We start from the raw sequence: 13,177 nt of genomic DNA, 5'->3' as shown, positions 1-13,177 counted from the left end.
AAACGATGTCGAAGCGCCCAATCCATCCAGCACACTATCATTCGCGGATGCAGCGGGTGCTTGCGCATATCGACCGCCATCTCGACGAAGATGTGGGATTGGAGGCGTTGAGCGCCGTGGCGGCGTTCTCACCCTATCATTTCCATCGGCAGTTCAGCGCCATTTTCGGGCTGTCGCTGCATCGGTACGTGCAATTGGCGCGGATGAAACGGGCGTCTTGGCGACTTGCCTATCGCAGCGGGGATTCGGTTACGGAGATTGCGTTCGATGCTGGCTATGAGGCACCGGACAGCTTTGCCCGCGCCTTTCGCCAGCGGTTGGGGCAAGCGCCAACGGCATTTCGCGAGGACCCGGATTGGGCGGCATGGGCAGCGGCAATGGTGCCACTGGCCGAAGCACGGAGCCTGATGATGACGCAGAATTTTTCGATCGATGATGTGATGGTGCGGGAGGAAGCCGACATTCCCGTGGCGTTCCTGACGCATAAGGGGGCACCTGAACGGCTGGGAGAGACGATCCGCCGCTTCATCGATTGGCGCAAGGCGAGTGGCGTGCGTGCGGCAAGCCATGCCACCTACACCATTTTCCACAATGACCCAGACAGCGTGGCACCAGAGGACTATCAAATCGACCTTGCCGCCGCCACCGACCGGACGATCACCGCTGCCGATGGTGGCATCGAGGCGGGGCTTATTCCGGCCGGGCGGTGCGCCGTATTGCGCATCGTCGGCGCAAGCGACAATCTGCGACCCGCCGCCGCGTTTCTCTATGGAACATGGCTACCGGCGAGCGGGGAAGAGCTCCGCGACTTTCCCCTTTATGCCCAGCGCGTTCGGTTTTTCCCCGATGTGCCCGAGCATGAAGCGATCACCGACCTGTTCTTGCCGCTTCAATAGCGCTTAAGACCACCGGAACGGGCACCGACAAGATCGTGGCTCGTTCCGGCGGGGATGAGCAAAGAGCGCTCAGGCCCAGCCTTCCAGCACCTGATCGGGCGGGCGGTGACCGTCGGCCCACATGCGGATGTTGGCGATAACTTTCTCGCCCGTCGCCAGCCGTCCCTCGAAGGTGGCGGAGCCCATGTGCGGGGTCATCACGACATTGGGCAAGGCGAGCAGGCGCGGGTCGATTTGCGGCTCGTGCTGCCATACATCGAGCCCGGCCCCGGCCAGCCGTCCGCCTTCCAGCGCCACGATCAGCGCGCCTTCGTCGACGATCCCGCCGCGTGAGGTGTTGATGACATAGACATGCGGCCGCAACAGCGCGATCCGGCCAGCGTCGATCAGCCCTTCGCTATCGGGGTTGCGCGGGGTGTGGATGGTCAGAATGTCGATCGTCGACAGCATCTCGTCGAGATTGGGGTGCCACTGCGCCTGCAGTTCGGCTTCGACCACCTTGGGCAGGCGGAGGCGATTGTGATAATGGATCGTCAGCCCAAAGGCGCGCGCCCGCCTTGCGACCGCCTGGCCGATCCGCCCCATGCCGAGAATGCCGAGCGCCTTGCCGCCAATGCGGTGGCCGAGCATCCCGCCCGGCGTCCAGCCCTTCCATTCGCCGGACCGCACCAGCTTCTCGCCCTCGGCCAGGCGGCGCGGCACCGACAGGATCAACGCCATCGTCATGTCGGCGGTGTCCTCGGTCAGTACGCCGGGGGTGTTGGTGACGATGATGCCGCGCGCGCGGGCTGCCTTCAGGTCGATATGGTTCACGCCCGCGCCGAAATTTGCGATCAGCTTCAACGCGGGTCCCGCGCTTGCGATCAGCCCGGCATCGATTTCGTCGGTGACTGTGGGCACCAGCACATCGCATTCCGCCATGGCGGCGGCGAGTTCATCGCGGGTAAGGGCGGCGGGGCCGCGGTGGATAGTGGTGTGGAACAATTGCTCCATGCGGTCCATTACCGCATCGGGCAATTCGCGGGTCACCCAAACCTTCGGGTTGGGCACTCTCGGGTTCGCGGCACGTGTCATTTCGGGCATGGCCAAGGCTTGGCGGAGGTGTCTGGCGGCGTCAACGGGTGTTGAAGCGCGCCGTGCTTCCACTGTAAACGGCGACGGATTTTGTGGGGGATTGAGATGCGGTTGCGAGCCAGAGTTTTGCTGGCGGTGTTGGGGGGGGCGCTGGCGGTGCCGTCGGTGGCGGGGCTGGTGCAGAAGAAGCCGCCCTATTTCGCCTCGATCGGCGCGGGCAAGGCGCGGATGCGCACCGGCCCGGCACGCACCTATCCGTCGAGCTGGCTGTATCAGCGGGCCGATCTGCCGGTGAAGGTGCTCGACATTTATGGTCGTGGGCAATGGTATAAGGTCGAAGATCCGGACGGCACGCAAGGCTGGATGATGGGCACGTTGATCCGGGAGACGCGGACGGCACTGGTGATGGGCACCGTCGCCGAGCTGCGCGATTCGCCGCGCGATGCCGGACGGGTGCTGTGGCGCGCGGCTCCGGGTGTGGTCGGACGGATCAGCAAATGCGCGCAGGGCTGGTGCTATTTTGATGTGCGCGGTCGCGGCGGTTTCGTCGAGGCGGTGCATTTGTGGGGCGTGGAGCCGGGCGAGACGCTGAATTGAGCGGCAGCGCGGCAGGCTGGCGGATCATCCGGGATGATCTTACGCATCCCGATGTCGTCGCGCTGGTCCAACTGCATTTGCGCGCGGCGCACGAAAATTCGCCGCCGGGCAGCGTCTTCGCGCTCGACCTCAGCGGGTTGCGCGATCCTCGGGTGACGCTGTGGACGGCATGGGAGAAAGAGACCCTGCTCGGCATGGCGGCGCTGAAGGAGCTCGATGCGACGCACGGCGAAGTGAAGTCGATGCGCACTGCGCCGGAGCAGGTGCGGCGAGGCGTCGCGGCCCACCTACTGGACCATGTGATCGAGGTCGCGCGACAGCGCGGTTATGGGCGATTGAGCCTGGAGACGGGCTCCAACGCTCCGTTTGCAGCGGCACGTGCGCTCTATGCACGCGCTGGCTTTACACCGTGCGGGCCGTTCAACGGGTATAGCGACGTCGCCTTCTCCACCTATTTCACCCGAGCGCTGTGAGCATGGAGTCCGGCGACCGGCGCGGGCGTCGAGGCCCGGCCACCGTGCCCGAATCCGCCACCTTCCCATGACCGACTGGCTTTGGCTTTTGGCATTGGCAGCCTTGGGCGCAATCGTCGGAAGCTTTCTGGCCACGATCGTTGTGCGCTGGCCGGAGGGGCGATCGGTCGCGCGTGGACGGTCGCGGTGCGATGCGTGCGGGGTCACGCTGGCCCCGCGCGATCTGATCCCGTTGCTGAGTGCGGCGCTGTCGCGAGGGCGGTGTCGCGCGTGTAGTGCCGCTATCGACCCGCGACACTGGCAGATCGAGCTGGGCTGTGTGGCGATCGGGCTGTTGGCGGGGCTCGCCGTGCCGGGGCCGACGGGGCTGGCCGGGGCGGTGTTTGGCTGGTTGCTGCTAACGCTGGCGGCACTCGACATTGCTGAATTCTGGTTGCCCGATGCGCTGACCGCGACGCTGGCAGGGGCGGGGCTTGCGACCGGCATGTTGGGGGTTGAGCCGACGCTTACCGAACGCGTGATCGGTGGCGTCGGCGGATTTGCCGCCTTGTGGATGGTCGGGGCGGGTTACAAGGCGCTGCGCCACCGCGACGGGCTGGGTGGCGGCGACCCCAAGCTGCTCGGCGCGATCGGGCTGTGGCTTGGCTGGCGGATGTTGCCGGTGGTGGTGTTGCTCGCGGCGCTGACCGGGCTGACGGTGGTGTTGTTCGGGATGATGCGCGGGCGCGCCGCATCGCTTGGCGATCGGTTGCCGTTCGGCGCGCTGCTGGCGATCGCGGCTTACCCGGCGTGGCTGTTCCTGTTAGGTTTGGCCGCATGAAAGCGCTTCTCCCGCTCGCGCCGTTGCTGCTCGCTGCCGCTCCGCAAAGCGCGCCGACGCCGACTCCGCTGCCGTCCTCGATCGATGGTCTGCCGCTTGGGGCCATTCCTCGGCAGGATCTCCCGGCCAAGGGCTGCGCCGCCTATCTATGGACGGCGAGCGGCACGCGCGCGCTGGTGGCGATGGCGCAGGCCGATCCGGCGCGCCTGCGTCTGTCGATCGGTGGGACGATCACCGATCTTGATCGCAATAGCCAGACCGGGGCGGGCGGCTTCGGCTTTGGCGAGAGCAATGACTATGGTGCCGCCGGGATATCTGCGAAGCTGACGATGAAGATCGAGACGCGCGAATCGATCAGCGGTGGCGCGGTGGTGACCGAAGGCTTGTTGCAGCTCGATCGCGCCGGGCAGGATACGGTAGTGATTCCGGTCGGAGGTTTGATCGGCTGCGCGACGTGATACGATAACACTCCAAAAGGGGATGAGGATGACGATGCAGGATGTGCTGGCGCGGCAACGCGCGGCGTTCATGGCCGAACTCCCGGTTGGTCTGGCGGTCCGCAAGGATCGCCTCGCGCGTGCGGCGGCGATGATCGCCGACAATGCCGCTGCCTTTTGCGATGCGCTGAGCGAGGATTTCGGGCATCGCAGCCGCGAGCAATCGATGCTGACCGATATCGCGGCATCGATCGCGCCGATCAAGCACGCCATCAAATCGCTCGATCGCTGGGCACGGCGCGACACGCGCGCGGTGCAATTTCCGCTGGGGCTGCTCGGCGCCCGTGCCTGGGTGGAGTATCAGCCCAAGGGCGTGGTCGGGGTGATCGCGCCGTGGAATTTCCCGGTCAATCTGGTGATGGGCCCGATCGCTGGCATTTTCGCGGCCGGCAACCGCGCGATGGTCAAGACCAGCGAATTCACCGCGCGCACGGCGGCGTTGTTCGAAGAAGTCAGCCCCAAATATTTCGCGATCGAGGAACTGGCCTTCTTCAGCGGCGGGCCGGAGGTGGGCAAGGCTTTTTCCGAATTGCCCTTCGACCATCTGATCTTCACCGGCGCGACCGGGATCGGGCGGCATATCCTCCACGCCGCTGCCGACAATCTGACGCCGGTGACGCTGGAACTGGGCGGCAAATCGCCCGTTATCATTGGCAAGGACGCCGACATCGCGCGCGCAACCGAGCGCGTGGCGATCGGCAAGATGCTCAACGCCGGGCAAATCTGCTTGGCGCCCGATTACATGCTGGTGCCCGAGGCGCAGGAGCAAGCCGTGGTCGACGGGCTGAAAGCGGCGGTGTCGAGCATGTACCCGACTTTGCTCGCCAACCCCGATTACACCGCCATCATCAACGACCGCCACCACCAGCGCCTGCAGGACTGGGTCGCCGATGCCCGCGCCAAGGGCGCGACGGTGGAGACGGTCAACCCCGCCAATGAGGATTTCGCCGGGTCCAACGCGCGCAAGATGCCGCTCCACATCGTCCGCAACGCAACCGACGACATGATCGTGATGCAGGAGGAACTGTTCGGACCGATCCTGCCGGTGCGGCGCTATACTAACATCGACAGCGCGATCGCCGAGGTCAATCGCCGCGACCGTCCGCTCGGCCTCTATTATTTCGGGCCAGATGAGAGCGAGCGTCGCACGGTCCTCGATCGTACTATTTCCGGCGGTGTGACGCTCGACGACGTGGTCTTCCATGTCTCGATGGAAGAGCTACCCTTTGGCGGCATCGGGCCATCGGGCATGGGCTCATATCACGGCTTTGACGGCTTCAAGACCTTCAGCCACGGCAAAGCGGTGTTCAAACAAGCCAAGCTCGACGTCGCGAAACTCGCCGGGCTCAAGCCGCCCTACGGCAAGGCGACGATGGCCAGCGTCAAGCGGCAGATGAAGTGACGGAAGCCGTGTCCACCCGGTAGTGGATCGGTTTGAAGCTTCCGCCATTGCTCGCAGGGGCCGAGCAGGCGGTGAGGCCGACGACCAGGTCCATCGCCGCGCGGAACACGATATGGTCGCCCGCCTGGCTGATCGGCGGCAGCACTTCGAGCTTCCCTGTGGCACCGTCGACCGGCACGTTCATGAAGCAATTGAACGCCACCGGGATGCGATCGGGCGTGATGCCATAGGGTGCCAGCGCTTCGGCAAGATTGCCGAAGCAACCGCGATGCGTTGGCAGGTCAGGGTAGAAATGGGCGAAGGTGTCGTGCGAACACGGCGTCAGCAGGAAGTCATGCCGCCCGACCGTATCCGCGACGATCTCCAACATCGGTTGCGAGCGATTGGAATAGAGCATGTGCCCGGTGGTCAGATAGATCGTCTCGGCATAATCGAGGGTCCGTCCCGACGAGATCACCTCGTCGAGGTCGCTAGCGTTAAAGGCGAGCAGATCGGCCACCTGACGCCCGCGCGGATCGATCACCGTCAGAGTGTCACCTTTGGCAAGACGGAAAGCGGTGCCGCTGCGCTCGGGGATTTCGATCGTGGCGCTCATTCGGGCGATCCCGAATAATGGAATGGACACTTCCAGCCATCCTCCACCGCGCGCCCGCTATATTGCCGCGCCTCGCTCGCGTCGCCGTGCCGCGCGAGCATTGGGTTGCGCGATCCGGCCAAGGCTTCGTCCCGAACCAGGATCTTCTCGCGCATGCCTTCATAGCGGCCTTGCGCCCGCAGCGTCTCGAACTGGTCGTGCAGGTTGAACACCATGGTCGGCCGCGCAAAGCGGCGCGCCGGGCGGCTGGCGCGCGGGTGCAGCCCGACGATGAAGAACGCTTCGCCGCCAAAGCTCAGCGAGAAATGCGCGCTTTCCGGATCGGCGCTTACCGCGCGATCATAGCCCTGGCCGCGCCAGACGTCCTTATCCGACAAGGATTGCGCACGCTCCCACAGTGCCGCTTCGAACGCTTCCTCGGATAGAGTGTCGGGTCCGTCGAAGATCACCGCGAAGCTGCGAAACAGGCTTGGCTGCTCGCGATAGGCCTTGGCAAAATGCAGCAACCCATCATGGATGCGCAAATCGTCCCATGCACTGTCGATCCGGTCGCACGCCAGCACCGACAGAGTGCCCTTGGCGAGCGCCGCTTTTGCGCCGACACAGGGAAAATCCGCCGCCGCGACATGCGCGTCGAGCAGAGCCTGAAAGTCGCCCTGCGCGCGGTGCTGCCAGGGAAATAGGGGGGTGATGGGCGTTGGCATGTTCGTCAAGACGAGCAAACCTCCCGCTAAGTTCCCGAAAATGCTACTGATCGGGATCAAGTCATCAGGGAAGTATCGCCTTGGGAAAGCCGCCCCACGCCGCATCATAATCGGCATCCAGCGCGCTGGTCTCGAGCGCAAAGTCGGTCGGCCGGAACACCCAGCGACTTTCGATCATGAACGCCATCGTGTCGCTGAGCTTCTGGGGAATGAGATGGGCTGCGCTCGCGCCTTGCCAACTCGCAACATCCGGCCCGTGCCCACTCATCTGATTGTGCAGCGACAGTGCCCCCGGAACGAAGCCGCCGACCTTGGCATCATACGCGCCGCGCAGCAGCCCCATGCACTCGCTCATCGTGTTGCGATGGAACCAGGGCGGGCGGAAGGTGTCCTCCGCCACCAGCCAGCGCGGCGGGAAGATCACGAAATCGACATTGGCCGTGCCGGGCATGTCGCTGGGCGAGGTCAGCACGGTGAAGATCGAGGGGTCGGGGTGATCGAAGCTGATGCTGCCGATCGTGTTGAAGTGCGCCAGATCATATTTCCACGGCGCGTAATTGCCGTGCCATGCCACCACGTCGAGCGGCGATCGGCCGAGATTGGTCTCCCACAGCGTGCCCAGAAACTTCTGCACGAGCTGATAGTCGCCCTCGACATCCTCATACCAGGCGACCGGCGTTTCGAAATCGCGCGGATTGGCTAGGCCGTTGGCACCGATCGGCCCGAGATCGGGCAGGCGGAACGGTGCCCCGTAATTTTCGGCGACATAGCCGCGCGCGGAGCCATCGGGCAGGGTGACGCGGAAGCGCACGCCGCGGGGGATCAGCGCGATCTCGCCCGGCTTGACGTCGATCCGCCCCAATTCGGTCAGCAGCGTTAGCGCGCCCTGTTCGGGCAGGATCAGCACTTCGCCATCGGCCGAAACGAAGGCGCGGTTCACCATGTCCTTGGTGCAGCGATAGAGGTGCATCGCGACGCCGGTCTGCGCGCGCGCGCCATCGCCTGCCACCATCATGGTAGTGAGCGAATCGAGCCAGTCGGCATCCACGCCGTCGAGTGGCCCCCAGCGCAAGCGATTGGGCGCGAGCGGGGCGTCCGATGGGGCTGCGGTGAACAACGGCGCGCCGTCATAGCGCGTGAACGCCGGATGCGCGGCGGACGGCCGCAAGCGATAGAGCCACGACCGGCGATTTTCGTGGCGCGGCGCGGTGAAGGCGGTGCCGCTCAACTGCTCGGCATAGAGGCCGAACGCCGGGCGTTGCGGCGAATTGCGGCCAAGGGGGAGGGCACCGGGCACGGCCTCGGTGGCGAAATGGTTGCCGAAGCCGGTCATGTAGTGGGTCATCATCTCCCTTTCTCCCTCGCCCTGGCGGGGAGAGGGTAGCGCAGCTTGGCAGCTTGCTGCCTAGCGAAGCTGGGGAGAGGGGCGGCAAAGTGTGCGGCCTCGCGCGATCGACCCCTCTCCCAACCTCCGCTAGGCCCCGCTGAAGAAGCGGGACCAAGCTGCGGTATCCCTCTCCCCTATCCAGGGGCGAGGGAGAAGGTTTCAGGCCTCGACCTTGCCCGGCACCACGCCGCGGCGGATCTGGTCGAGTTCGATGCTCTCGAACAGCGCTTTGAAATTGCCCTCGCCAAAGCCGTCATTGCCCTTGCGCTGGATGATCTCGAAGAAGATCGGGCCGACCATATTCTCGGTGAAGATCTGCAGCAGCAGCCCGCCACCCGTTTCGGGCGCGCCGTCGATCAGGATGTCGCGCTTGCGCATTTCGGCGACGTCATGGCCGTGGCCGGGCAAGCGCTTGTCGATCAGGTCGAAATAGGTCTGCGGCGTCGTCTGGAAGCGGATGCCATTGGCGCGCAGCGCATCGACCGTGGCGAAGATGTCGTCGGTTGACAGTGCAAGGTGCTGGATGCCTTCGCCCTTATAGTCCTTGATGAACTCCTCGATCTGCGAATGCTCGTCCTGGCTCTCGTTCAAGGGAATGCGGATCTTGTCGTCGGGCGCGGTCATCGCCTTGGAGAACAGGCCGGTCGACTGCCCCTCAATGTCGAAATAGCGGATCTGGCGGAAGTTGAAGATGCGCTCGTAATACTCCGCCCAATAGGCCATCCGCCCACGTTGCAGATTGTGCGTCAGATGGTCGAGCGTGTGCAGGCCAACGCTATGGTCTTCGGCGGTCGCGCCGGTGGGCAGGAAATCGGTGTCGTAGATCGTCTCGCCGCCATGCTTGTCGACCAGATAGAGGTTCGCTCCGCCAATCCCCTCAATCGCGGGAATATCGAGCTCGCCGGGGCCATGCGCGCCGGACACCGCCGTCGCACCGCGCTCCAGCGCCAGCTTCAAGGCGGCGTCGGCGTCGGCAACGCGGAAGGCCATCGCATTGGCCGAGGGGCCGTGCGCGTTGCGGAAACCCGCGACCTGGCCCGCATTCTCCATATTCAGCAGAAAGTTGATGTCGCCCTGCGCATAGCGCCGGACATTCTTCGATTTGTGCGTACCGACATGGGTAAAGCCCATCTTCACGAACAAGTCGGCCAGCGCCTCCGGATCGGGCGAGGTGAATTCGACGAATTCGAAGCCGTTAAGGCCCATCGGGTTTTCAGGCTTGGTCGCATGGGTCGTCATCGGTCTGTGCTCCGGCGAAACTGGTAACAAATGAAACTATACCTGTGATCGCGACGAACGTCCAGCGGGGGATGACGGGGCCGCGTTGGCCCGATACACAAAGCCGGTGATCCGTTACGATGCCCGCCAACGCAGCTTTGCCGTCTGCCTGTCCGCCCTGGCGGGCTTTGTCGATGCGATCGGGTTTATCGCGACTGGCGGCTTTTTCGTGTCGTTCATGAGCGGCAATTCGACCCGGCTTGCGGTCGGCGTTGCGCAGCATCACGCGGCGGCGCTGTTTGCACTGCAATTGATCGCGACCTTTGTCGGCGGTGTGGTGATCGGGTCGATGATCGGTCGCATGGCGGGGCGGTATCGTCACCCGCTGATTTTGGCTTGGATGGCGCTCTTGCTCGCGCTTGCCGGAACGGCAGGGCAATTCGGTGCGGTCTGGAGCGCGGCCGGCCTCATGGCGCTGGCGATGGGCGCGGAGAATACCGTGTTTGAAGAGGATGGCGAGGTGCGGCTCGGCTTGACCTATATGACGGGAACGCTGGTCAAACTGGGGCAAAGGCTGGCGGCGGCGGTGCTTGGCGGCCCGCGCTGGGCGTGGCTGCCGCATTTCTATTTGTGGATCGGGTTGGTCGGGGGCGCGATCACGGGGGCAGCAACCTTCCCGCTGCTTGGCTTTGGTGGATTGTGGATCGCATCGGCGGTCCTGGTCGTGCTGGCGGTTTTTACGCTTTTCCACGGCGAGGTGCTGTTCGGGGTGCCGATCGCCGAGGACGCGGCGTGACCGGCCTGAAGCTCGACCAATTCCTGCCCTATCGGTTGTCGATCGCCTCCAACCGCGTATCGGCGGCAATTGCGAGTGCATATCAGGCGTTGTTTGGTCTCAAGATTCCGGAGTGGCGGCTGATTGCGATCATCGCCGAGCATGACGGCATTACCCAACAAGCGCTGGGGGTGGCGACGCGCATGGACAAGGTGACGGTCAGCCGCGCCGCGACCGCGCTGGTCGAGCGCGGACTGGTCGCGCGGAAGCCCAATCCGGGCGACCAGCGCTCGCATCTGCTGATGCTGACCAGCACCGGGCGGGCGCTGTACGAGGATGTCGCGCCCAAGGCGCTCGAGTTGGAAGCGCAAGTCTTTGAAGGCTTTTCCGCGAAAGAAATCGCCAGTTTTCGCGAGATGCTTGACCGGATCGAGGCGTCGGCGGCTCCCTTCGATGCGGATCGCGGTTGAACGATGGGGGTTGAAGGGCGGGGGGCTGGTGGCCTAAGCGCCGCATAGCCCTCCCCAGGCCGTGCTGCTTTTCAGGAGGATGTTCCCATGACCGCTACGCCTGTCCCCGTCATGCTCGACCGCGCCGGACTCTCGGTCGCAGCACCACTGGCTGGTTTCATCGAGGAGCGCGTACTTCCCGGGCTCGGAATCGAGCCTGGTGGCTGGTGGCAGGGCGTGGCGGCGATTTACGATGCGTTTGCCCCGCAAAACCGGGCGCTGCTTGGCGTGCGCGATGCACTGCAGGCGCAGATCGACGCGCGCTATCAGGCGGGCGAGCCGGTGGACGAGGCGTTCCTGCGCGAGATCGGCTATCTCGTTCCCGAACCTGCGCCGTTCACGATCGGCACCGAAAATGTCGACGCCGAGGTGGCGACGATGGCCGGGCCGCAACTGGTCGTGCCGATCCTGAATGCGCGCTTCCTGCTCAACGCCGCCAATGCGCGCTGGGGCAGCCTGTATGACGCCTTCTATGGCACAGATGCGTTGCCGGGGATGGCGGTGCCGGGCGGTTATGATCCCGTGCGCGGACGGCAAGTCGTCGCGGCGGCCAAGACGTTTCTCGACGAGGCGGTGCCGCTGATCCAAGGCAAATGGGATGACCTCAAGGGCGACTCCGTCGCCGATCTTGCTGCAAATCTAACTGTTCTCGGGCGCGATGGTGGCGGTGAGATCGTTGGGCGTTCCAATCGATCACTCCTGCTGCGTCACCACGGGCTGCATATCGAAGTGGTGGTCGATCGTGATCATCCGATCGGGCGCGAGGACCGGGCCGGGATCGCCGATGTCATCCTTGAATCCGCGCTGACCACGATTTGCGATCTGGAGGATTCGGTCGCGGCGGTTGATGCCGAGGACAAGGTTGCGGCCTATGCCAATTGGCTTGGGCTGATGAAGGGTGATCTGGCGGAGGCGTTCGAAAAGGGCGGCAAGACCGTCACGCGTCGGCTCAACCCCGATCGCGTCTATGATGACGGGCTGGTGCTCCCCGGGCGCAGCCTGTTGTTCGTGCGCAATGTCGGGCATTTGATGACAACCCCGGCGATCCGGCTCGCCGATGGCGGCGATGCGCCCGAGGGGATCCTCGACGCGATCGTCACCAGCACGATCGCGCTGTACGATCTGCGTGGGCTGGGCACCTTCCGCAACAGCCGCGCGGGATCGGTCTATATCGTCAAGCCCAAGATGCACGGGCCAACCGAATGCGGCTTCACCAACGCCTTGTTCGATGCGGTCGAGGATTTGCTGGGTCTGACGCGGCACACGATCAAGGTCGGCGTGATGGACGAGGAGCGCCGCACCTCCGCCAATCTCGCCGCCTGTATCGCAGCGGTGAAGGACCGGATCGTCTTCATCAACACCGGCTTCCTCGATCGCACCGGCGACGAAATGCACACCGCGATGCGCGCAGGGCCAATGATCCCCAAGGCCGAGATGAAATCCAGCGACTGGATCAAGGCCTATGAGGATCGCAACGTCCGCATCGGGCTGGCGGCGGGGTTGAGCGGCAAGGCGCAGATCGGCAAGGGCATGTGGGCCGCACCCGATCGCATGGCCGACATGATGGTACAGAAGATCGGCCATCCCATGGCGGGGGCGAACACCGCCTGGGTGCCGTCGCCGACGGCGGCCACACTGCACGCGATGCACTATCACAAGGTCGATGTGTTTGCGCGGCAGCGCGAGATCGCCAGGGAAGCGGTGCCGGGGCTGACGCCGCTGCTGACCGTACCGGTCGCGGTCGGTCGTAACTGGACGCCCGAGGAAGTCCGTGCCGAGCTGGACAATAATGCGCAGGGCATTCTCGGCTATGTCGTGCGCTGGATCGATCAGGGGGTGGGGTGTTCGAAGGTGCCCGACATCCACGATATCGGCCTGATGGAGGATCGCGCGACGCTGCGGATTTCCTCACAACATATCGCCAACTGGCTTTTGCACGGCGTTGCGACGACCGAAGACGTCGATGCCGCCTTTGCGCGCATGGCGGCGAAGGTCGATGCGCAAAATGCCGATGATCCACTGTACCGGCCGATGAGCGGACACCCTGAAAGCCTCGCCTGGCAGGCGGCGCGTGCGTTGGTGTTCGAAGGGATTTCCCAGCCCAACGGGTATACCGAGCCGTTGCTCCACGCCTATCGGTTGCGGGCGAAGGCGGTTTAGGGAAACCTATTCCGCTTGGCGCGTTAGACGGGAAAGCGGGGGCTGGATTCGCGAGACCCTCTGACATGAA

Annotated in this window: 14 protein-coding genes; 9 read left to right on the top strand and 5 right to left on the bottom strand. The window is 64.5% G+C overall.

What is annotated here, in order from left to right; genetic code table 11:
• Nucleotides 1–5: 5 nt before the first annotated feature.
• Nucleotides 6–896: an AraC family transcriptional regulator gene (locus ACP7BY_RS00165; RefSeq protein WP_033964229.1), complete on the top strand. Its 891-nt coding sequence runs from the start codon at nucleotides 6–8 to the stop codon at nucleotides 894–896.
• 69 nt (nucleotides 897–965) lie between these two features.
• On the opposite strand, the gene ACP7BY_RS00160 is transcribed toward ACP7BY_RS00165, so the two are convergent.
• Nucleotides 966–1,970: a 2-hydroxyacid dehydrogenase gene (locus ACP7BY_RS00160; RefSeq protein WP_409574473.1), complete on the bottom strand. Its 1,005-nt coding sequence runs from the start codon at nucleotides 1,968–1,970 to the stop codon at nucleotides 966–968.
• 105 nt (nucleotides 1,971–2,075) lie between these two features.
• Between ACP7BY_RS00160 and ACP7BY_RS00155 the strand changes: the two genes are divergently transcribed.
• The 5 genes from ACP7BY_RS00155 (at nucleotide 2,076) to ACP7BY_RS00135 (ending at nucleotide 5,759) form a co-directional block, all read left to right on the top strand.
• A complete protein-coding gene (locus ACP7BY_RS00155) occupies nucleotides 2,076–2,567 on the top strand; it encodes an SH3 domain-containing protein (RefSeq protein ID WP_033964189.1) in 492 nt (163 codons plus the stop codon).
• Entirely contained in the window at nucleotides 2,564–3,040 is a 477-nt protein-coding gene (locus tag ACP7BY_RS00150; protein ID WP_052192240.1) for a GNAT family N-acetyltransferase, read from the top strand. The genes ACP7BY_RS00155 and ACP7BY_RS00150 overlap by 4 nt, the downstream gene beginning before the upstream one ends.
• A gap of 67 nt (nucleotides 3,041–3,107) precedes the next feature.
• Complete coding sequence (locus tag ACP7BY_RS00145) at nucleotides 3,108–3,860, top strand: prepilin peptidase (RefSeq protein WP_033964188.1); 753 nt, start codon at nucleotides 3,108–3,110, stop codon at nucleotides 3,858–3,860.
• On the top strand, nucleotides 3,857–4,318 hold the full coding sequence (locus ACP7BY_RS00140) for a hypothetical protein (RefSeq protein ID WP_033964187.1): 462 nt from the start codon (nucleotides 3,857–3,859) through the stop codon (nucleotides 4,316–4,318). The genes ACP7BY_RS00145 and ACP7BY_RS00140 overlap by 4 nt, the downstream gene beginning before the upstream one ends.
• A 22-nt stretch (nucleotides 4,319–4,340) precedes the next feature.
• Nucleotides 4,341–5,759 (top strand): coniferyl aldehyde dehydrogenase, encoded by a 1,419-nt coding sequence (locus tag ACP7BY_RS00135; RefSeq protein ID WP_331386006.1) that lies wholly within the window; start codon nucleotides 4,341–4,343, stop codon nucleotides 5,757–5,759.
• Here the strand turns inward: ACP7BY_RS00135 and ACP7BY_RS00130 are convergent.
• From ACP7BY_RS00130 to hppD, 4 genes are all read right to left on the bottom strand, one after another.
• On the bottom strand, nucleotides 5,740–6,354 hold the full coding sequence (locus tag ACP7BY_RS00130; protein ID WP_033964184.1) for a DUF1989 domain-containing protein: 615 nt from the start codon (nucleotides 6,352–6,354) through the stop codon (nucleotides 5,740–5,742). The two genes, ACP7BY_RS00135 and ACP7BY_RS00130, sit on opposite strands and share 20 nt — an antisense overlap.
• Entirely contained in the window at nucleotides 6,351–7,058 is a 708-nt protein-coding gene (gntA, locus tag ACP7BY_RS00125; RefSeq protein WP_033964225.1) for a guanitoxin biosynthesis heme-dependent pre-guanitoxin N-hydroxylase GntA, read from the bottom strand. Before gntA ends, ACP7BY_RS00130 begins: the two co-directional genes overlap by 4 nt.
• A gap of 64 nt (nucleotides 7,059–7,122) precedes the next feature.
• The gene (gene hmgA / locus ACP7BY_RS00120) at nucleotides 7,123–8,403 is read right to left on the bottom strand and encodes a homogentisate 1,2-dioxygenase (RefSeq protein ID WP_033964224.1); all 1,281 of its coding nucleotides are present in this window, start codon (nucleotides 8,401–8,403) and stop codon (nucleotides 7,123–7,125) included.
• 201 nt (nucleotides 8,404–8,604) lie between these two features.
• Nucleotides 8,605–9,684 carry a 4-hydroxyphenylpyruvate dioxygenase gene (hppD, locus tag ACP7BY_RS00115; RefSeq protein WP_426287958.1) on the bottom strand — a complete coding sequence of 360 codons (1,080 nt, stop codon included), beginning with the start codon at nucleotides 9,682–9,684 and terminating at the stop codon, nucleotides 8,605–8,607.
• A gap of 106 nt (nucleotides 9,685–9,790) precedes the next feature.
• Here hppD and ACP7BY_RS00110 point away from each other — a divergent pair, with 106 nt between their 5' ends.
• The 3 genes from ACP7BY_RS00110 to ACP7BY_RS00100 all read left to right on the top strand — a co-directional run bounded on the left by ACP7BY_RS00110 (nucleotide 9,791) and on the right by ACP7BY_RS00100 (nucleotide 13,107).
• Nucleotides 9,791–10,459, top strand: coding sequence for a YoaK family protein (locus ACP7BY_RS00110; RefSeq protein WP_033962989.1), 669 nt, complete (start codon nucleotides 9,791–9,793; stop codon nucleotides 10,457–10,459).
• Nucleotides 10,456–10,908, top strand: a complete 453-nt coding sequence (locus tag ACP7BY_RS00105; RefSeq protein ID WP_033962964.1) for a MarR family winged helix-turn-helix transcriptional regulator — start codon at nucleotides 10,456–10,458, stop codon at nucleotides 10,906–10,908. The genes ACP7BY_RS00110 and ACP7BY_RS00105 overlap by 4 nt, the downstream gene beginning before the upstream one ends.
• An 87-nt stretch (nucleotides 10,909–10,995) precedes the next feature.
• Entirely contained in the window at nucleotides 10,996–13,107 is a 2,112-nt protein-coding gene (locus tag ACP7BY_RS00100; RefSeq protein ID WP_231564802.1) for a malate synthase G, read from the top strand.
• Nucleotides 13,108–13,177 lie beyond the last annotated feature (70 nt).

It is taken from the genome of Sphingomonas sp. PSPC2-2, assembly GCF_049897725.1.
Taxonomy (GTDB): domain Bacteria; phylum Pseudomonadota; class Alphaproteobacteria; order Sphingomonadales; family Sphingomonadaceae; genus Sphingomonas.
Note: the sequence above shows the minus strand (reverse complement) of the source record. Positions and strands in the feature narration are given on the sequence as shown.